The sequence below is a fragment of the Brachyspira pilosicoli genome, assembly GCF_008016535.1.
Classification (GTDB): Bacteria; Spirochaetota; Brachyspiria; order Brachyspirales; family Brachyspiraceae; genus Brachyspira; species Brachyspira pilosicoli_A.
The window spans coordinates 1-19,717 of sequence record NZ_SAXY01000043.1; the positions used below are offsets into that span (position 1 = coordinate 1).

General features: G+C 27.9%; 17 protein-coding genes. 12 read left to right on the top strand and 5 right to left on the bottom strand.

Features of this window, described 5'->3' with window-relative positions; translation table 11 throughout:
- Positions 1-249 precede the first annotated feature (249 nt).
- From EPJ72_RS06645 to EPJ72_RS06685, 9 genes are all read left to right on the top strand, one after another.
- A complete protein-coding gene (locus tag EPJ72_RS06645; RefSeq protein ID WP_147731417.1) occupies positions 250-1,500 on the top strand; it encodes an ABC transporter substrate-binding protein in 1,251 nt (416 codons plus the stop codon).
- A 26-nt stretch (positions 1,501-1,526) separates the two neighbouring features.
- On the top strand, positions 1,527-2,423 hold the full coding sequence (locus EPJ72_RS06650) for a carbohydrate ABC transporter permease (RefSeq protein ID WP_147731418.1): 897 nt from the start codon (positions 1,527-1,529) through the stop codon (positions 2,421-2,423).
- An 8-nt stretch (positions 2,424-2,431) separates the two neighbouring features.
- Positions 2,432-3,274, top strand: coding sequence for a carbohydrate ABC transporter permease (locus EPJ72_RS06655; RefSeq protein ID WP_147731419.1), 843 nt, complete (start codon positions 2,432-2,434; stop codon positions 3,272-3,274).
- Positions 3,275-3,314: 40 nt separating this feature from the next.
- Positions 3,315-4,616, top strand: a complete 1,302-nt coding sequence (locus tag EPJ72_RS06660; RefSeq protein ID WP_158636888.1) for a Gfo/Idh/MocA family protein — start codon at positions 3,315-3,317, stop codon at positions 4,614-4,616.
- 89 nt (positions 4,617-4,705) lie between these two features.
- Positions 4,706-5,956, top strand: coding sequence for an ABC transporter substrate-binding protein (locus EPJ72_RS06665; protein ID WP_147731421.1), 1,251 nt, complete (start codon positions 4,706-4,708; stop codon positions 5,954-5,956).
- Positions 5,957-6,034: 78 nt separating this feature from the next.
- Positions 6,035-6,949: a carbohydrate ABC transporter permease gene (locus EPJ72_RS06670; protein WP_147731422.1), complete on the top strand. Its 915-nt coding sequence runs from the start codon at positions 6,035-6,037 to the stop codon at positions 6,947-6,949.
- 17 nt (positions 6,950-6,966) lie between these two features.
- On the top strand, positions 6,967-7,803 hold the full coding sequence (locus EPJ72_RS06675) for a carbohydrate ABC transporter permease (protein ID WP_147731423.1): 837 nt from the start codon (positions 6,967-6,969) through the stop codon (positions 7,801-7,803).
- A 13-nt stretch (positions 7,804-7,816) separates the two neighbouring features.
- A complete protein-coding gene (locus tag EPJ72_RS06680; protein WP_147731424.1) occupies positions 7,817-9,841 on the top strand; it encodes a DUF5107 domain-containing protein in 2,025 nt (674 codons plus the stop codon).
- 262 nt (positions 9,842-10,103) lie between these two features.
- Positions 10,104-11,210 carry an ABC transporter ATP-binding protein gene (locus tag EPJ72_RS06685; RefSeq protein ID WP_147731425.1) on the top strand — a complete coding sequence of 369 codons (1,107 nt, stop codon included), beginning with the start codon at positions 10,104-10,106 and terminating at the stop codon, positions 11,208-11,210.
- Positions 11,211-11,483: 273 nt separating this feature from the next.
- Here the strand turns inward: EPJ72_RS06685 and EPJ72_RS06690 are convergent, their stop codons facing one another.
- Positions 11,484-12,389 (bottom strand): integrase core domain-containing protein, encoded by a 906-nt coding sequence (locus tag EPJ72_RS06690; RefSeq protein WP_147731426.1) that lies wholly within the window; start codon positions 12,387-12,389, stop codon positions 11,484-11,486.
- Between the two features lie 176 nt (positions 12,390-12,565).
- On the opposite strand from EPJ72_RS06690, the gene guaB reads away from it, so the two are divergent.
- Positions 12,566-13,687 (top strand): IMP dehydrogenase, encoded by a 1,122-nt coding sequence (gene guaB / locus EPJ72_RS06695; RefSeq protein WP_147731427.1) that lies wholly within the window; start codon positions 12,566-12,568, stop codon positions 13,685-13,687.
- Positions 13,688-13,932: 245 nt separating this feature from the next.
- Here the strand turns inward: guaB and EPJ72_RS06700 are convergent, their stop codons facing one another.
- From EPJ72_RS06700 to EPJ72_RS06715, 4 genes are all read right to left on the bottom strand, one after another.
- Positions 13,933-14,961 carry a glycosyltransferase family 9 protein gene (locus EPJ72_RS06700; RefSeq protein ID WP_147731428.1) on the bottom strand — a complete coding sequence of 343 codons (1,029 nt, stop codon included), beginning with the start codon at positions 14,959-14,961 and terminating at the stop codon, positions 13,933-13,935.
- A gap of 9 nt (positions 14,962-14,970) precedes the next feature.
- The gene (locus tag EPJ72_RS06705) at positions 14,971-15,594 is read right to left on the bottom strand and encodes a D-sedoheptulose-7-phosphate isomerase (protein WP_147731429.1); all 624 of its coding nucleotides are present in this window, start codon (positions 15,592-15,594) and stop codon (positions 14,971-14,973) included.
- Between the two features lie 27 nt (positions 15,595-15,621).
- A complete protein-coding gene (locus tag EPJ72_RS06710; protein WP_147731430.1) occupies positions 15,622-16,551 on the bottom strand; it encodes an alpha/beta fold hydrolase in 930 nt (309 codons plus the stop codon).
- Between the two features lie 89 nt (positions 16,552-16,640).
- On the bottom strand, positions 16,641-17,264 hold the full coding sequence (locus tag EPJ72_RS06715; protein ID WP_147731431.1) for a flavodoxin: 624 nt from the start codon (positions 17,262-17,264) through the stop codon (positions 16,641-16,643).
- 163 nt (positions 17,265-17,427) lie between these two features.
- On the opposite strand from EPJ72_RS06715, the gene EPJ72_RS06720 reads away from it, so the two are divergent.
- Positions 17,428-18,939 (top strand): DUF4836 domain-containing protein, encoded by a 1,512-nt coding sequence (locus EPJ72_RS06720; protein WP_147731432.1) that lies wholly within the window; start codon positions 17,428-17,430, stop codon positions 18,937-18,939.
- An 8-nt stretch (positions 18,940-18,947) separates the two neighbouring features.
- Entirely contained in the window at positions 18,948-19,670 is a 723-nt protein-coding gene (locus EPJ72_RS06725; RefSeq protein ID WP_147731433.1) for a TlyA family RNA methyltransferase, read from the top strand.
- Positions 19,671-19,717: the final 47 nt, after the last annotated feature.

The window sequence follows — 19,717 nt, forward strand, 5'->3', positions numbered from 1 at the left end:
TATTGTTTAAAATATATAAAAGTGATAAAAAGCATAGTTTCCAAAGAAAGTTTTCTTGGTCTGCCATTATTAAAACCTTTATATACTTTTCTTAATTCTTCTAAAAGAAATAAATATGTTTTTTTAAGCCAATCACACTTTGACAATCAATCATTTTTATAAAATCCTTTTTTACGAATATATTAACATAATTCTTACTTCTTTGAAACTATAAATTGATTTGTCAAGTACTTTTGAAACAAGTCTATTATGAGATTTTTTAGACAAAGTTTATGTTTTTTATTTTTATTGTTAGCTATAATATCCTGTTCGGGAGGCTCTTCTAGCAAAGGTAAAACAACAATAAGATATATGTATTGGGATGTTACATATAATGATACTTTTGATGCTTTAAAAAGGGCTTTTGAAGAAAAATATACAAATATACAGGTTATTGCTGAAATAGTACCTTTTAAACAATATTTCACTAAGTTACAATCAGCAGCTTCAAGCAGTGATATGGCAGATGTATTTTGGATGAATTTCCCTAATGCTCCTACATACATATCTGCTAATATATTAGAACCCTTAACATTCATAAATGATGATCCTGAATTAAAATCTTATGCAGATAATATGCCAAAACCTGCACATGATATTTATTTTAAAAATAATAATTATTATGCTATTCCTAAAGGTATGGACTCTATAGTATGTTTTGTTAATACAAAAATATTTAAAGATGCTAATGTTGCTATACCTAATAATAATTGGACTTTAGATGATTTAGTAAAAGTTGCTCAAGAACTTCAACCTAAATTGCCAGCTAATAGTTATGTATATGGTTTGGAATTAAATGAACAAAATGGTTATTTACCTTATGTTTTTGGTAATGGCGGTTATGATATAAAAGATGGCACTAACATAGGTTGGGATAACCCTAAAACAATAGAAGCTATAGAATTATATACAAAAATAATTAATGAGCCTTGGTCTAGAGACCCTAATAGTGAAATAAGAGTTGCTGAAGATTATTTAGCTGGAAGATCTGCTATATTACAGGACTTAAGCACATTATTATATTCTATGCAAAAAAATCCAGAATTATTGTCTAATACTATAATTTTACCTCTTCCTGTTATTACAGAAGGAAATCCTAGTTGTTTACATTCTGTTGGAGATGCTATTTTTGCTAAAAGTAAAAATAAAGAGGCTGCTATAGAGTTCTTTAAGTTTATGAACTCTCCAGAAGGTTTAGAAATACAGGCTAAAACTAGTATTTTCTTCCCATTGTCAGAGCCTTATATCAGCATACAAACAGAAAATTTACCTGTAAGTAAAGAATCTATATCAAATATAGTTTATAGTTGTACTAATAGTTTCCCTTATCCTTCTACATTAGAGTTTACAAGATATTTTAAAGATATGGATACAGCTGTAAAATCTATAGTACAAGAAAATAAACCAGCATCTGATACATTAAAAGCTCTTTCTGAAAATGTAAGAGGTTATATTAAATAATAAAAAATTAATAGGCAGATATTATTATGATTAACAATTATAGAATCAGAGGGATATTAGTTGCTTTTGCTTTTATATTGCCTACATTTTTAGGTTTAGCAATATTTTACTATTATCCTTTCGTTCAAAATATCATTAATAGTTTTTTGGAAATAGATTATTTTGATAATGTAGTTGGTTGGGTTGGGCTATCCAATTATAAAGAGGTATTAAATAATGAACATTTGTCTCATAGTATTATTTTTACTATGAAATATGCTATTGTTACAACTGTATTAAGTGTAGTACTTTCTTTATTATTTGCTATAGCTTTGAATAAAAATATAAAAGGAGTGGGTATATATAGAGTATTATTCTATTTACCTGTTATAGCAATGCCTATAGCAATAATAGCTATTTGGAAGTGGATATTTAATTATGATTTTGGATTTGCCAATGCTATATTAGTTTCTATGGGATTTGTAGGGGTTCCATGGCTTAGAGAATCTGATGCTTTGTTTTTTGTAATAGTATTAATAGGTGTTTGGGGCAGAGTTGGATACAATATGATTATAATATATGCGGGCTTACAAAATATACCTACATTATATTATGAGGCAGCTAAGATAGATGGAGCTAATGCTGTATCAAGGTTTTTTAATATAACAATACCAATGATATCTCCTACTCTATTTTTTGTAACAGTATTAACTACAATAAGTTCTTTACAGGTCTTTGAATCTATATACGGACTCATAACAGCAAATACTAAAGTTGCTCAAGAAAGTTCTACTGTTATATACACTTTTTTTGAATATGCTTTTGTTAACAATCAAAAAGGTGTTGCCAGTGCATTATCAGTAATATTTTTAATAATCATATTAATTATTACTATAATACAGTTTGTTTTACAAAAATACTGGGTTCATTATGATCAAAATTGAGGTTTAACATGTTGAAAACAGCATCTATTAAAAATGAAAAGAAAATTGGGAATGTAATAATATACATTTTCCTTACTATAGGGGCTATTATTAGCATATTTCCTTTTATAATACTTCTTCTTACTTGTTTTAAAACATATCAAGAGAGTATTAGTGTTCCTATGGTATTTTTTCCTAAATCTATTAATTTAAACAATTTTAAAAGTTTATTTGAAACTATTCCTTTTATGATAATGTTTTATAACACTGTTATTGTTACAATTGTTGTTGTTATATTTCAGGTTTTATTCTCTGCTATGGCTGGATATAGTTTAGTATTTTTAAAATTACCATTGAGGCGTATACTTCTTATAGTTTTCATAGCTGTACTTATGGTTCCATCTCAAGTTTATGTATTGCCTCAATTTTTATTAATACAAAAGATGGGTTTAACAAATACACTATTAGCCATTATGCTGCCTTTAATACCTAGTGCTTTTGGTACATTTATGTTTAGGCAGGCTTATGCTATAATGCCTATGTCATTATATGAAGCGGCTGTATTAGATGGAGCTAATGATTTTAGAGTATTTTGGCATGTAATATTGCCTTTATCTAAGCCTACTTGTTTATCTTTAGCGGTTCTAGCAGGTTTAAATGCATGGAATAATTTGCTTTGGCCATTGATAGTAAATTCTTCTCAAGATAAATATACATTGTCTGTAGGAGTATCCACTTTGGTTACTAACTCTTTAGTTGAGTATCCTGTTATAATGTGCGGTTCTTTACTTGCACTTTTACCTATGGTTATAGCATTTTTATTTTTGAAAAAGTATATATTTGAAAGTACTTCATATTTTGGAAATAAATAACAAATATAAAAAAATTAATTAAATGAGGAGTTATTACATTATGAGTAATAAAATAAAAATAGCAGTTATAGGGGCTGGAAACAGGTATTTATTCGCTTATTCTTCTTACATAAAGAAGCATTCAAATGATATCGAATTAGTAGCGATAGCTGATATTTCAGAAGAGAGAAGAAAAATTGTAGGCGATTTCCATGAGTTAAAACAAGAGCAAATATTTTCAGATTGGAAGCCTATGCTCGAGTATATTAAAGACAAAAATGTTAATGGTGTATTTATTACTACTAGTGATAAAGATCATTATCTTCCAGCTATGGAATGTTTAAGAAGAGGCTATCATCTAATGCTTGAAAAACCTATGTCTCCGAATATACAAGAATGTATTGATATGGTTAATCTTGCAAATGAAAAGAAATTGATAGTAATGGTGGCACATGTATTAAGATACACTCCTTTCTTCATGAAAATAAAAGAAATTATTAAAAGCGGAGTTATTGGTAAGGTTCAAACTATTGCACATAATGAAAATATTTTAGCTTTTCATATGGCACATAGTTTTGTTAGAGGAAATTGGGGCAATTCTAATACATCAAGCCCTATAATATTGGCTAAAAGCTGCCATGATTTAGATATTTTAGTTTCTTTAGTTGGTGATGATAAAGAATGCACTCATGTTGCTGGTTTTGGTAATTTAGGACATTTCAAGAAAGAATGTGCTCCTAAAGGTGCTACTGAGAGATGTTCTGATAAATGTCCTGTATATAAAACTTGTCCTTACAGTGTTGATGTTTATTATCATTTAATGGATAAGAGAGAGAGATCTTTTGCTACAGTTGTTGCTCCTGCAAATACTAAAGAAGCATTGACTGAGGCTTTAAAAACTAGTCCTTATGGAAGATGTGTTTATCATTGCGATAATAATGTTTGCGATCATATGTCTAATATTATTGAGTTTAATGACGGAACTACAGTTACTTTTGAATTGACTGCATTTACTGATGAGATGAGCAGAACAATTAAAGTTATGGGTTCTCATGGACAGATAAGAGCAACTACAGAAACAGATACTGTAGAAGTATCAGTATTTGGTGCTGGTGATGGTGATTATAAAAATAAAAATCTAACAGTTTATCACCCATTACAAGAAGCTCAAAAATCTAATCCTGAAGTTTCTGGTCATGATGGCGGTGATGATAGATTTATGGCTGGTTTTGTAAGTGCTTTAAGAGGAGAAACAGAACCATTTACTTCTGCTTCTGTATCTTTAAAAAGTCATCTTATGGCATTTGCTCTTGAAAAATCAAGATTAGAACATAAAGTTATAGATATGTCTTCTTTTAAATGATAATTTCATTATTAATAACATATCTATTTATTGACAACGATGTTAAAAATTATTATACTTTGTAGTATACTTATTTAGGAGTTTTCAATATGAAAAAAGTTCTTCTATTATTATGTAGTTTTGTATTTGTTTTTTTCTTGTTCTCTTGCGGTAAAGCAGATGATTCCAACAAAAAAAAGATTGTATATTGGTCTATGTGGAATGAAGTAGAGCCACAAGGACAGGTTATTAAAGCAGCAATAGAAGATTATATGAAAAAATATCCAGATGTTGCTGTAGAAGTAAACTGGAACGGAAGAGAAATAAGAAAAACTCTTCAGCCTGCTCTCGATAATAATCAGGCTATAGATTTATGGGATGAAGATTTAGAAAGAACTATAAGAACTTGGGGAAAGTATGCTTTGCCTTTAGACGAATATGTTGCTAAAAGTTATGACGGAACAGATGGAAAGGCATATCAAAATGTTGTAATTAAATCTCTTTTAGATTTAGGTAAAACTTTTTCTGAAGACGGTAAACTTTATGCTGTACCATATCAGCCATTTACTTTCCTAATCATGTATAACAAAGACCATTTTGCTAAAGCAGGAATCACAAAACTTCCAGAAACTTGGGCTGAGTTTAAAGATGCTTGTGCTAAATTAAAAGCAGCAGGATATATACCTATAACTGTAGATGATGCTTATGTTGATGTAATAATCGGATATCAAATAGCAAGATATAAAGGTTCTGATTGGGTAAAAAAATTAGTACAACAAGGTTTATGGGACGATCCGGCAGTTTTACAAGCTGCTAAAGATTGGGAAGAGATGTATAAATTGGGCTATATATCTCCTAACGTAGCTGGAAATAAATATCCTCAAGGTCAGCAAGAAATAGCAAACGGCGAAGTATCTATGTATTTGAATGGTACTTGGCTTGTTAATGAAATAATGCCTACTACAGGTCCTGATTTCCCTTGGGGACAATTCCCTTATCCTACAGTTCCTAACGGAGTATCTGGTCTTTATGATTTAAATTATGGCGGACAATCTTTCCAAGTTAATAAAAATACTAAATATCCAGAAGAAGTATTCCAATTAATAGTTCATCTTACTACTGGAGAATGGGATAAACAGTTAGCAGAAAAAACTTATGGCGTACCTATGGCTAATACTACTGACTGGCCTAAACAATTAACTGATGCTAAAGAGGTATTCTCTAAATTAGGTTCTTGCTATCCTTGGGCTGGAGGTATTGAATTTAATCCTGATAAAACTCCAGTTATAACAGCAGCTTTCACAGGTGTTCTTACTGGTAAAAGCACTGCTGAACAATTCGTAGCTGAAGTAAAAAAATAAAATAATAAAAAATGCTTAATTACTATGTTATTATGAATTATACTTCATAATAACATAGTTTTATATAGGAGTAGTAGTATGTTAAAAAAGACTAGATTGCCTATGATTATTCTCTTTTTGGCTCCTGCAGTTTTACTTTATATACTTATCTTTCTTTATCCTACAATAAAAACTATTTTAATGAGTTTTTTTAAGATGGATTCTATATCGGCTAAAATGTCTGAATGGTCTTTTGTAGGTTTAGGGAATTTTATGAATCTGTTAAATAGTCAAGTATTTATGCAGTCTATGAAAAATATTTTCTTCATATGGCTTATAGGTGGAATTATAATATTCTTTTTTGCCATACTATTTGCAGTTATTCTTACTTCTGGAGTAAAATTCAAATCTTTTTATAGGTCAGTTATATATTTACCTAACGTAGTATCTGCTGTTGCTATGGCTACTATGTGGATTCATTATGTTTATAATGCAAGATATGGACTTCTAAAAAATGTATTTAGTTTTTTGCATTTAGATAAATTAGCAGAAATGCAATGGACTTCTCCTGATAATGTATTTATGGCATTGGTTATAGCATATTCTTTTGGTATGGTTGGATATTTTATGCTTATTTTTATAGCAGGAATAGATAGAATACCTAAAGACTTTTATGAGGCAGCTACTATTGATGGGGCAAATGCATTTCAGCAGTTTTTCCAAATTACTCTTCCTTTATTGTCTGATATTATGAGAACAAATGTAGTTTTATGGACAATTAATGCTGTAGGCTTTTTTGTTTGGTCGCAATTATTCTCTCCATTAATACCAGAGCCGGGAACCGTTACACCTATGGTTTACATGTATCAGGAAGTGTTTGGAGCTAATAATAATGTTATTATAGATAGAAATGTTGGTAATGGTGCTGCTGTCGGAGTAGTACTTACTTTGGTAATTGTTTTATCTTCTATTATTACAAATGCCATATTTAAAGACAAAAAATTGGAATTTTAATTCTTAAGGGAAAAATAATGACTAAAAAATATAAACAAATTGATTTATTGCCAGGATATGCTTTATTATCGCTTTGGTGTGCTTTTACTTTTTTAGTTATAGGCTGGATAATATTGGCTTCTTTTTCTACTACACCAAATATATTTCAAAATACTTTATTTAAAGATGGTTTGCATCCGGAAAATTATGTTAAAGCATTAGTTACACATAATGTAGCTAAATATTTTTTAAACTCCATTATATACACTATTATTTCTTGTTTCGGAATAGTATTAGTTGGAGCACCTGCTGCATATATTTTAGCAAGATTTCTGTTTAAATTTAATAATGCAATACAAAAAGTGTTTGTAATGGCTTTAGGTATACCTGCTATTATGATTATTATGCCTCTTTTTGGTATAGTAACTGCACTTAAAATGACTAATTCAAGATTGGTATTAATAATACTTTACATAGGAATTAATATACCTTTTACTGTATTCTTTCTCATAGCTTTCTTTAAAAATTTATCATTTACATTTGAAGAAGCTGCAGCAATAGATGGATGCAGCCCTATGAAAACTTTTTGGATAATAATGCTTCCATTGGCTCAGCCCGGTATAATAACAGTTACTATTTTCAACTTTATTACTGTGTGGAACGAATATTTTATGGCTTTAATATTTGCTAATAATTCTAATATGAGACCCCTTGCTGTAGGCTTATTCTCTATGATTCAATCTATGAGATATACCGGTGATTGGGCAGGTATGTTTGCTGCGGTTGTTATAGTATTCTTGCCTACTTTTATACTATATATTATACTTTCAGAGAAAATTATTGCTAATGTTACTGGCGGTGCGATAAAAGGATAATCAAGGATTTTAAATGAAAATATATATTTCCAATTTGCAAATAGAAGGAAGTTTATTAAAAGGAGAAAATCCTTTACCTATATTTAGAGATAGACAAAAAGATAAACCTATTCAAAGTGATGGTACTCTCACAGAAGAAAGTATGGAAAATATAGGCTATGAAATTGGTCTTAGAGTATTACCATATAAACTTCAGGATAGATATGATAGAAATAGAACTAATATAAAATTAAAGACTGTTGTTATAGAAAATGATAAAATTAAGGCGGTTTTTTTATGTGAATATGGCGGTAGGTTATATTCTATGCAAGATAAAGAAACAGGAAAAGAAATTCTATTTAAAAATCCTGTTTTTCAGCTTGCCAATTTAGCTACAAGGAATGCATGGTTTTCTGGAGGAATAGAATGGAATGTGTCTCAGTTTGGTCATTCTCTTCAGACATGCGAACCTTTGTTTTTTGCTACAGTGAAAGATAAAAATAATGAAGAGTTTCTAAGAATTTATGAATTTGAAAGAACAAAGAGAATATATTATCAAATAGATTTTAGATTATTAGATGGAGATAAAAATCTATATGCATATATAAAAATCATTAATGATGATGACTATAAGAAATCTATGTATTGGTGGACTAATATTGCTGTTAGAGAAGAGAAAAATATAAGAGTTTTTTCTTCTACAGAAGATATAGTTTATATTTATCAAGATAGTGTTGGTTCTACTGAAAACGCTATAAAAAAATTTGGAGCTTCTAAACTACCAAAAACTCCATTTGTAGAAGATGGAAGTTATCCGCTTAATTTCCAATATTCTAGTGAATACTTCTTTCAAACTAAAAAAGATACTATTAGTCCTTGGGAAGCTGCTGTTTATAATGATGGCTTTATGTTTTTTGAAAGGTCTACAAATAAATTAAGATATAGAAAAATGTTTTGCTGGGGTAATTTGAAAGGCGGAAGAAAGTGGGAAAGCTTTTTATCTAAAGACAACGAAGGAGAATATATTGAACTTCAGGCTGGTATAATGCCTACTCAGGTTAATGGTTTTGATATGGATGCTAACAGTATAATAGAATTTATTCAGGCATTTAGTTTTGATAATTTAAAAGATAATTATGATGATATATTTGCTGAAGATTATTCTAAGGCTAGAGAAAAAGTAGAAAAAATAGTTGATAATAATATTAATGAAAATTATTTGAACAGCCTTATGAAAATATATTCAGAAGAATCAAATTTAGAAATTAATGAAGTTTTATTCTATGGCAATGGTTGGGGAGCTTTAGAAGATATTAGAAGAGAAAAATACAAGTTAAAAAAATCTCCTTCTGCACTTAAATTCCCAAAAGATTCTATAAAAGAAGATTGCAAAATATGGCTTGATTTATTAGAAAATGGATATATGAATGAGTTAGAAACTGAAGAATTGCCAATATCATATATGATAGATTATAAAGATATATTAGAAAATTCTAGCAAAATTAACGCAGCTTCTCTTTTACATCTCGGAATTATATATTATGAAAATTTTGAAGAAGATAAAGCTTTAGAAATATGGTTAAAATCAATAGATATTAAACCTACAGCAATTGCTTACAGAAATATATCTGTATATTATAAAAATAAAGACGATTATAAAAAAGCTCTCTATTATATGGAAAATACTATTAGTATTTTTGATGGAAAAGAAATAGATGAAGCTTTTTTAGCTGAGTATTTTTATTTATTAGACTATTTAAAAGAATATGATAAAATAATACAACTATACGAAAAATATGGATATTATGAAAAAATAGCTATATATGCCGCACGTTCGTATTTGGCGTTAAAACAGTATGAAAAACTTGAAAAAATATTTAAAATGGAACAGATTACTATAAGGGAGGGAGAAAACTATATACTTGATGTTTATTTTGAATATATTGCTATGCTAAAATCTAAAAAAGATGGTGTTGAATTTAATAAAGAACTTATAAAAAAAGTAAGAATGGAGGAACAAGCTCCTGAAAATTTAGATTTTAGAATGGTAAAAAGATAAGCGGTAATTTAATAATATAAAATTATTATCTTATTAGCTGTTAAAAATATGTATATCTTTTTAATTTATATGTTATCGGTTATAAATGTGAAAGATTGACATAAAAAAGTAAAATTATATTTGTTAAAAGCTTGACAATTGGCTAAAAATTTATTAAACTTTAGAATATAAGTTTTTTATATTTAATAATTATAGTAAATAATTTAATATTTTATAAAAAGTATTAAAATAAAAAATAAAAAAAGCAAGGTGTTATAATATTATGTCTAGCATAAAATTTGAGCATGTAAGAAAAGTATATGACAACAAAGTTGAGGTTGTTAAAGACTTTAGTTTGGATATAGCCGACAAGGAATTTGTAATTCTTGTAGGGCCTTCAGGCTGTGGTAAATCTACAACTTTACGTATGATAGCTGGTCTTGAAGAAATTACAGACGGTAAACTTTATATTGGAGATAGACTCATAAATGATGTAGCTCCAAAAGATAGAGACATTGCTATGGTATTTCAGAATTATGCTTTATATCCGCATATGTCTGTATTTAAGAATATGGCTTTTGGTTTGGAACTTAGAAAAACTCCAAAAGATGAAATTAAAAAAAGAGTTGAATGGGCAGCGCAAATACTTGATATAGCTCATTTGCTTGATAGAAAACCTAAAGCATTATCTGGTGGTCAGCGTCAGAGGGTGGCTTTGGGAAGAGCTATGGTAAGAAATCCATCCGTTTTCTTATTAGATGAACCTCTTTCTAACCTTGATGCTAAATTAAGAGTTCAGATGCGTACTGAATTAATTAAACTTCATAAACAATTACAAACAACATTTGTATATGTTACACACGACCAAGTTGAAGCTATGACTATGGGTACTAAAATTGTTGTTATGAAAGATGGGGATATTATGCAAGTGGATGATGCTAAAACTCTTTATAATCATCCTAAAAATTTATTTGTAGCAGGATTTATTGGTGCTCCTCAAATGAATTTTATCAATGCTAAACTTGCTAAGAAAAATTCTAAATGGTATGCTAGTTTTGATAAATATGAAATAGAATTAAATGACCCTAGGCTTGATAAAATAGATGATTCTTATAATGATAAAGAAGTTACATTAGGTATTAGACCAGAAAATATTATTTTAGATAAAAATAATTCTGGCACTAATTCTATAGAAGCTATAATCGACGTAATTGAAGTGATTGGTTCTGAAAGTTATTTATATATGAACTTTGGAGATTCACATGTTACTATAAGAATTAATACTAGTGATGATTATTCTAGAGATCAACATGCATTTATGCATTTCGATTTAAGCAAACTTCATATTTTTGATAAAAATACTGAAAAAAATATTTTAGTAGAACAATAATTAATTAAAATAAGACTAGAATAATGAATATTCTAGTCTTATTTTTATATAATCTCAATTCATTATTCATACACTTTTTTAAATATATAATATAGTTTTATAAACGATTTTTTATATATAATTTCTTCTCATTGTTTAAAATCATTTTTACAAAATAGATTATAAAAAATTATAGTGGCGTTATTAGTTTTATACTGCATTTAATTTCTATTTAAATTTAAAAGTATATCTAACAAAATATAATAAAATGCACAGGTGCCAAACATATTGCAGTTAGGAATTCCTTAATTTCTTAAAGTATAGCATAGGTGTATCATAATTTAAAGCAGAATGTATTCGTTTGTGATTGAAAAAGTTATTATATTTCCTTAATTTTAGATTTGCTTTTTCTAAGGTTAATTCTTGTGTACAAAAGTCATAGAATTCTTTTTGGTCTAGCCTATGTGCACTCTCTACTACGCCATTATACCAAGGTGATGCAATTGGACTATAAACCCTTTTAATATAGTTTTTCTTACAAAATATATCTAATGGGTGTTCAGTATTAAATGAATGTTTACGGTAAGTAAATTCTGTACCATTGTCCGTTTGAATACAATGTATTCTAAAAGGAAAATAATCTATAAGCCGTTTCATAAAATCAATGGTACTGTATGGACTTTTTTCATTGTATAAATATCTAAAGCTCATTCTTGTTGCTATATCTACAGCAGTAAATTGATAATAATGTATTTCTCCAAAAAAAGCATATTTAACATCTATTTGTACCTTTTCTCCTGCTTCTTTAATATAAATAGCATGCTTTCCTTTATGTTTTCTCTTAATTTTTTTCTTTTTACTTCTATACAAATTATTTTCTTTTAGAACAGTTTCTATAGCTGTTGTTCCTACTTTAATGTCTTCTAACTCTAATTGTTTTTTTATTTTTAATTTACCATAACCGTATAATTTTCTTATTTCAATTATTCTTTTAATAATCTTTTTATTTTTCAATTTATTTTTATTAGTTTTAGGTTTAGTAGATTTAGGTTTTATAATAGAATAAGTTTCTAATTGGCTTTTCCAATAATAATATGTTCTAATACTAATCTTATATTTTAAAGCTAATACTTCTTTATTTTTAACTTTATTAATTTTTAGAACTATCTTTTTTCTTTGATTTGAAGTATATTCTTTCATAGGTATTCCTTTAAATTTGAACTATATATATTATAAGGAATACCTACTTTTTTTAAACTAAAAAAACGTGCAATATGTATGGCTCCTAAACACAAAATATAATAAAAAACAATTGCAATAAAAATAGTTTTATTATATAACTGTTTATTGAATTTTTATTTTAAGGATTTTATCTTATGCCAGCTAATTTGAAAGAAGCTCTAACCTTTGACGATGTATTATTAGTACCCCAAGAATCAGATATTCTTCCCAAAGATGTATCTTTAGAAAGAAAATTAACAAAAAAAATCACATTAAAAACTCCATTAATAAGTTCCCCTATGGACACAGTAACAGAATCAAAAATGGCTATAGCAATGGCTTTATGCGGAGCTTTGGGAGTTATACATAAAAATATGCCTTTAGAACAACAGGCTAAAGAAGTAGAAATTGTAAAAAGTTTTAAAAATATAGAAAATAAAGAAAAAGCAAGCATTGATGAAAAAGGTTCTTTAATTGCTGCTGCTGCTATAGGAATATCTGATGATAGATATGAAAGAACAGAGAAATTAATAGAAGCTGGTGTAAATGTAATAGTAATAGATACAGCACATGGACATTCAAAAAATGTATTAGATGCAATAGCTGATATTAAAAAGAAATATTCTCAAGTAGAAGTTATAGCTGGAAACATTGCTACAAAGGACGGAGCTAAGGCTTTGATTGATGCGGGAGTTGATGCTATAAAAATAGGTATAGGTGCTGGCTCTATATGTACAACAAGAATTATTGCAGGAGTTGGGGTTCCTCAGCTTACTGCTATAGAAGATGCTTCTGAGATAGCTAAACAAAATAATGTGGGTGCTATTGCTGACGGCGGTATAAAATATTCTGGTGATATAGTAAAGGCTTTTGCTATAGGGGCTGATGCTGTAATGGCTGGAGGACTTTTCTCTTCTACATATGAGGCTCCAGGTGATGTTATTATAATAGACGGTAAAAAATATAAGCCTTATAGAGGAATGGGGTCTGTTGGTGCTATGCTTCATGGAAGTAAAGACAGATATTTTCAAAGCGAGGTTGTAAATAAATCTAAATTTGTTCCTGAAGGTATAGAAGGGGTTACCGAATATAAAGGACATGTTGCTGATGTTGTTTATCAGATTACAGGCGGTATTCGTTCTGGAATGGGTTATATTGGTGCTAAAACTATAGAAGAGTTACAGAAAAAGGCAGTATTCTTGAAGATTACAAATCAAGGTCTTGCAGAAAGCCATGTACATGATGTAAAAATTACTTCTAAAGCTCCTAATTATTAAAATATATTTTTATATAAAAAGCAGATTTATTTCAAAACTAAATTAATAAATAGTTATACTGTTTAATTTTTTAGTATTTTAAATTTATAATTGGGGCTTTGCCCCCCTGCAAAGCGTACCCGTAGGGTAAACCCCCAGTTCTTTTATTAGTATAATATATTATTTAATACAATTATATTTTATCAAAAATAAATTTTTTAGTTATAAAAGTAATCTTCTCAAGTAGTTTTTAAACAAGTATATTATTATAAATACCCTATTTTTTGAAGTATCCTATTTGCTACCAATTTTGCATCTATATCTTCTATACATACATGATTATTTGGGCAGTTTTTTCTTTTGTAGCATCTTGCACATTCTAAACCCTCTACCCTAATTGTTTCAGAGTTTTCTGCTATAGGCCCTACCCTAATTTCACTAGTTGGACCGAATATCGCTATAAGCAGTTTTTTAAAAGCACACCCCGTATGCATTGGAAAAGAATCAACTGTAATCATTCCCAATGACTCTTTTATTAAATAAGCTAATTCATTTAAATTAAAATAGCTCGATGTGTTTAATACATTTTCAAAACCATTGGCTATTTCAATGCATTTTTCATTATAGTCTTTTGTTGCTGACACCACTATTTGTATTTTACTTATTTTTCTTATCTCTTCAATTATCTCCCTAGACTTCTTTACAGATAAGTCTTTAGTATCCCACCTTGAAAAAGGAGAAAACAAAATATAATCTTTATCTAATTTTATATTTAAACTTTCTATTTTTTTATTAAAAATATCTTCTATATTGCTTGGCAAAAAATAATCTAAGTCAGTACCATCACTCGGGCAGTCAATATAATCCAAAAATGAAATTAAACCAACTATAGCATTAATATCTTTATAATAATTGCTTTTAACTCCAAACCATTTTCCTTTGGCAAACTTATTTTTTGAATGGCACAAATAAAGAAATATAACGCTTCTTTCAAGACCTTGTAAATCTATTGCTATATCATAATGCTCTTTTCTCACTTCTTTAATATGAAAAAAAAACTCTTTAATTGTAGAGAAAAATTTAGAAGGCGAAGCAAATATTTCTTTTTCGTATTTATATATATCAAGTACATATAATTTATTTATATATGGATTATTTTCAAGTATGCTTAAAGCTCTTTTATCTGTTACTACATCAATAGTGCAGTCGCTTTTCCATTTTTTTAATGCCCTAATAACAGGTGTTGCATGAAGCACATCGCCAAGAGAAGTTTGTTTTATTAGAAGTATTTTCATAAACTATTATTATCTATCTTCTTTAAAGAAATATTCTTCTACTCTTATACAAATTTCATGATAAATAGCTTCATGATATTCCTGAGCAATATATGTTTCTTTTGCAGGTGCTTTTATAGCAATATCTGCCATTTCAGCAAGTTTGCCGCCATTATTGTTGGTAAAAGATATTATTTTTATTCCCATAGCCTTAGCAACTTTAGAAGCATGTATAATATTTTTAGCATTGCCAGATGTACTTATGGCAATAAAAATATCCCCACTATCTCCAAAAGCTAATAACTGCTGAGCAAATATTAAATACGGGGCTCTGTCGTTTAAATATGCAGTAGAAAGCCCCATATGAGAAGTTAAAGCAATGGCCCTAAGAGGAGCTTCTAAATTATCAGCAATATATTCTCCGTCTTCCATAGATAAAAGCTCTTTTCTAATCTCTTCTTTTATAGGTCTTTTTTTTACAAAACTTTTTAATAACTCACCTGCAATATGTTCACTGTCGCAAGCACTTCCCCCATTGCCGGCTATTAAAACTTTATTTCCATTTTTATAACAATTAATTATAGACTCTATTGCCAAATCTATATTACTTTTTATTGGTTCTAATTCTTTAAATCTTTCAATTAAATTAGCCATAACACATAACTTCCTTATCTTCATTAATTAAATATGAGCATTAAGCCACTCAACTATTTCATTCATTACATCATATCTTTGCACATCATTTAATATCTCATGTCTTCCGTCTTTATATAAACTTATATTAACATCATTAAAACCTAAAGATTTATACATTTCATATACCCATTTTACACCCTTTCCCATATTTCCAACAGGGTCTTTATCACCAGATATTAAAAGTATAGGAAAATCTTTACTCATATTAGAATAATTATCCTTATCTGAAATCTTATCTATCAAATTAAATAATTGTATATAAGTTTCTATACTAGCAGGCTTACTAGCAAAATACTCATCTTCTAATACCTTATTAATCTCTTCTTTATCTGAAGTAAGCCAAGCTAAATCTGATTTATCTTTAGGAAAATATTTTTTTCCATATCCTCCAACAGATAATTTATCTAATAATTTAGCTCTTTTCCTTCCTCCAAAAATTGACTTTTGAACATTTGCTATTAATTTGCCAATACTTTCTATTTTATTAGGTTTTCCCTTAGTACCCATTATAATAGCACCATTTAAATCTTTATGATATTTTATTAAAAAGCCTCTTGTTAAAAAAGAGCCCATACTATGCCCTAGCATAAAATATGGGATATTAGGATAATCAGCTTTTACTGTAACCATAAGATGCTTCATATCTCCTAATATTAAATCAGCACCATTTTTATCAGCAATATGTCCTATACCATCTTTACTAACCGTGCTTCTTCCAAAACCTCTATGGTCATCAGCACATACCAAAAAACCATTCTCTGCCAATTTGCTAGCTAGTTCTTTATATCTACCAGCATGCTCGCCAAGTCCATGAACTATTTGTACTATTGCCTTAGGCTGAGTGTCTGGAGTAAAAATATAAGTATACATTCTATGACCATCATCAGATATCAATACTCTATTATCTATTTTCATAAATATATCTCCAAATAACAATTATTATTATTATGTAAATTGTATACTATTTTTTTTCTTTATGCAAATATTAACATAATATTGAAAAATTATTTAGATATATCTACTTTTATTTTTTTTAGCCAATTATTAATTTTTGAATCTAAATCAGATACATCTTTTCTTTTTATAGATATATAATTTAATATTTTACTGTCGGGGCATGTTTCTTTTATATAAGAAATGCTTTTATATACTCTTGAGCCTTCATTTAATATAAAAGGTGCTATATCTTTACCCTTTAAATCATTCTTTATCAAAAAACTTTTCATAGGCAAAGCCATATCACCTAGCCATATAGGGTATCCTATAATAATATTATCATATCTAGATAAATCAACACTGCCATTCAATTCTGGAAGCTTATTATTATCAATATCATCTTCTACTTGAGCTACTATATCATCATATTCATTTGGATATGGTATTTTTGTGGTAATTTTATATATATCAGCTCCTGTAATTTTTTTAATCTTATTAGCTACTATTTCTGTATTACCATTCCAAGAATAGTATACTATAATTGTTTTGCTGCCATTAAACTCTGTGTTTACAACAGAAGCATTATGTTCATTTAATAAAGCAGATTTAGTTATTTTTCTATCATTGATATTTGAATTACATGATACTATAAACAACAGCAATAATGCAAAAACTTTAGATATTCTTTTCATTTTATATAATACCCCTATATATATAACTAATTAACTATGCATTTTGAAATATTTTTTATTTGATAGATTAAAATATTTATTTTATATTATACTTGACTTTTAATTTTTAGTCTAATATAATATATCAGGTTGCTTTATAAAATTTAAGGAGAGTTTTAGTAAAATGAAAAATATAATATCTATAATTGTTTTAATGATAACTCTATTTTCAACTTCAGTAATACAAGCAGTAGAAACAAAATATATTCCAAGCACTTCTCAAGCTGTATTTTCTATAAAATTAAATGAATTATCTTCAAAAGCTGAAATTAATTTACAAAAAACTCTTAATAAATTGTTTATGCAAAAGTTTGCTGATAATTTTGCTGCATATAGAGATGATGAATATGTAGTAGAGGCTATGACTAATAGATTAGAACAGATATTAGATTTTTCTAAATCTTCAAAAATAGTTTCATTTAATAGTTACCAAGAAGTGGCTGTAATAATTGATGTATTAGATGCAGCTGAATTAAATAGAATTATGATAAAAATAGCAAGCCAAGAAGATAAATTAATATCTTTTAGCGATAATTATACTTACAGATATTTTTATCTTGATGATACAACTTTAATATCTTGGAATGATGAAGTACTTACAGTAGAAACAAAATTAGATGATGTTTATTGGTATAATGATGAGTTTAATAAAGAAAATAATATTATAAATATAGCTGATTCAATATTTAATACTGCTTCTCCTCTTACAAATGAAAAGTTTATGGAATTAGAAAGCCAAACTAATGATTTTTATGCTTGGGTTGATTTAGAAGATTGCTTTATAGTAGATAATGATGAGTTTACAAAGTTTTTATTTGGAAGAAGTTATGATAGTATATCTAAAGAAAGTTATAAAGATGCTATATTGACAGCTAAGGTTAATTTTAATATTGGAAATGCTGATATAGTAGTAGATACATATTCTCCAAATTATCCTTATGATAGTTCTTTACTAAAAAAAGAATTAGCTGATAATATATATACTTTTGTTAATGGTGAGAATAATTATGGATTTTTGTCATTAGCTTTTAACAGCACTGAACTTTCTAAGCATTTAAAAACTATGTTTGGAGAACAATTTCCATTTAGTGAAGATTTTGAAGAATTAGAAGAGTATGGAATCGATGTTTATAAACTTATAGAACTTTTGGGCGGCGATATATTTGTATCTGAATGGGACAGCAATGAAAACGAAGACCCTGATTTACTTATTTCTGCTTCCATTACTGATGAAAACACAATCAAAATCATATTAGATGCTTTGTCTGATGAAGTTAATAATGATATATATACACTTGGAGGTTATACTTGTTATGTTAAAGATTCTATACTTTATATGACTAGTAATCCTACTGTTATAGAAAAAATAATGAATAATGAAATGCCTAATGTTAAGCTAAGCGAAGATAAAATTAATTTAGCTAAAAATAATAGTTTTGTATTATATTTAGAGTTAAATTCTAATTTAGCTTTATATGGTATTGGAGATGAGTATACTGAAAATTTTGAATCTGTATATTTAACTTCAAATATATTAGAGGCTAATCATACTCAAATGTTAATAAAAGTAAATACAAGAGATAAAGAAAAAAATGCTTTGAGCATTATTAAAACATTTATTGGCGGATTAGAATAATATTATAAATGAGATTAGATGAATACGTACATCATAACGGATATACTGAAAGCAGGTCCAAGGCACAGGATATAATATTAGCTGGATGTGTATTTGTTAATGGTGTTAAAGTAACTTCTAAGGCTCAAAAAATAAAAGATACTGATAAAATAGAAATAATACAAAATAAAAAATATGTATCTAGAGCTGGAGAAAAGTTAGAGAAAGCATTATTGGAATTTAATCTTTCTGTAGAAAATAAAATATGTTTAGACATAGGAGCTTCTACGGGTGGATTTACCGATTGCCTTCTCTCTTATGGTGCTAAAAAAGTATATGCTTTAGATGTTGGTCATAATCAGCTTGTATACAAATTAAGAAATGATAAAAGAGTAATTTCAATAGAAGATTTTAATGCTAAAGATATAAAAAGAGAAATGTTTGAAGGAGAAACACCTTCTATTGTAGTTAGCGATGTTTCTTTTATATCTATTTCAAAAATTGCTCCTATTATATTTAAAGAATTATATGATTTAGAATATTGGGTAAGTCTTATTAAACCTCAATTTGAAGCAGAAAAAGGCGAAGTTTCAAAAGGAGGAATTATTAAAGATGATATATTAAGAGAAAAAATAGTTAATAATGCAATTAATAGAATTACAGCAGTCGGGTTTAAAGAGATAAATAGAACTATATCCCCAATAAAAGGCTCTAAAGGAAATATAGAGTATTTATCATATTTTATTATTTAATTTATTATTTCTTTATTTTATTTGATGTTCTTTGTTTATATATTTTA

Bases quoted from the DNA above. Each gene is read 5' to 3' on its own strand.
- EPJ72_RS06645 (WP_147731417.1), top strand. From the start codon at position 250: ATGAGATTTTTTAGACAAAGTTTATGTTTTTTATTTTTATTGTTAGCT.
- EPJ72_RS06650 (WP_147731418.1), top strand. From the start codon at position 1,527: ATGATTAACAATTATAGAATCAGAGGGATATTAGTTGCTTTTGCTTTT.
- EPJ72_RS06655 (WP_147731419.1), top strand. From the start codon at position 2,432: ATGTTGAAAACAGCATCTATTAAAAATGAAAAGAAAATTGGGAATGTA.
- EPJ72_RS06660 (WP_158636888.1), top strand. From the start codon at position 3,315: ATGAGTAATAAAATAAAAATAGCAGTTATAGGGGCTGGAAACAGGTAT.
- EPJ72_RS06665 (WP_147731421.1), top strand. From the start codon at position 4,706: ATGAAAAAAGTTCTTCTATTATTATGTAGTTTTGTATTTGTTTTTTTC.
- EPJ72_RS06670 (WP_147731422.1), top strand. From the start codon at position 6,035: ATGTTAAAAAAGACTAGATTGCCTATGATTATTCTCTTTTTGGCTCCT.
- EPJ72_RS06675 (WP_147731423.1), top strand. From the start codon at position 6,967: ATGACTAAAAAATATAAACAAATTGATTTATTGCCAGGATATGCTTTA.
- EPJ72_RS06680 (WP_147731424.1), top strand. From the start codon at position 7,817: ATGAAAATATATATTTCCAATTTGCAAATAGAAGGAAGTTTATTAAAA.
- EPJ72_RS06685 (WP_147731425.1), top strand. From the start codon at position 10,104: ATGTCTAGCATAAAATTTGAGCATGTAAGAAAAGTATATGACAACAAA.
- EPJ72_RS06690 (WP_147731426.1), bottom strand. From the start codon at position 12,389: ATGAAAGAATATACTTCAAATCAAAGAAAAAAGATAGTTCTAAAAATT.
- guaB (WP_147731427.1), top strand. From the start codon at position 12,566: ATGCCAGCTAATTTGAAAGAAGCTCTAACCTTTGACGATGTATTATTA.
- EPJ72_RS06700 (WP_147731428.1), bottom strand. From the start codon at position 14,961: ATGAAAATACTTCTAATAAAACAAACTTCTCTTGGCGATGTGCTTCAT.
- EPJ72_RS06705 (WP_147731429.1), bottom strand. From the start codon at position 15,594: ATGGCTAATTTAATTGAAAGATTTAAAGAATTAGAACCAATAAAAAGT.
- EPJ72_RS06710 (WP_147731430.1), bottom strand. From the start codon at position 16,551: ATGAAAATAGATAATAGAGTATTGATATCTGATGATGGTCATAGAATG.
- EPJ72_RS06715 (WP_147731431.1), bottom strand. From the start codon at position 17,264: ATGAAAAGAATATCTAAAGTTTTTGCATTATTGCTGTTGTTTATAGTA.
- EPJ72_RS06720 (WP_147731432.1), top strand. From the start codon at position 17,428: ATGAAAAATATAATATCTATAATTGTTTTAATGATAACTCTATTTTCA.
- EPJ72_RS06725 (WP_147731433.1), top strand. From the start codon at position 18,948: ATGAGATTAGATGAATACGTACATCATAACGGATATACTGAAAGCAGG.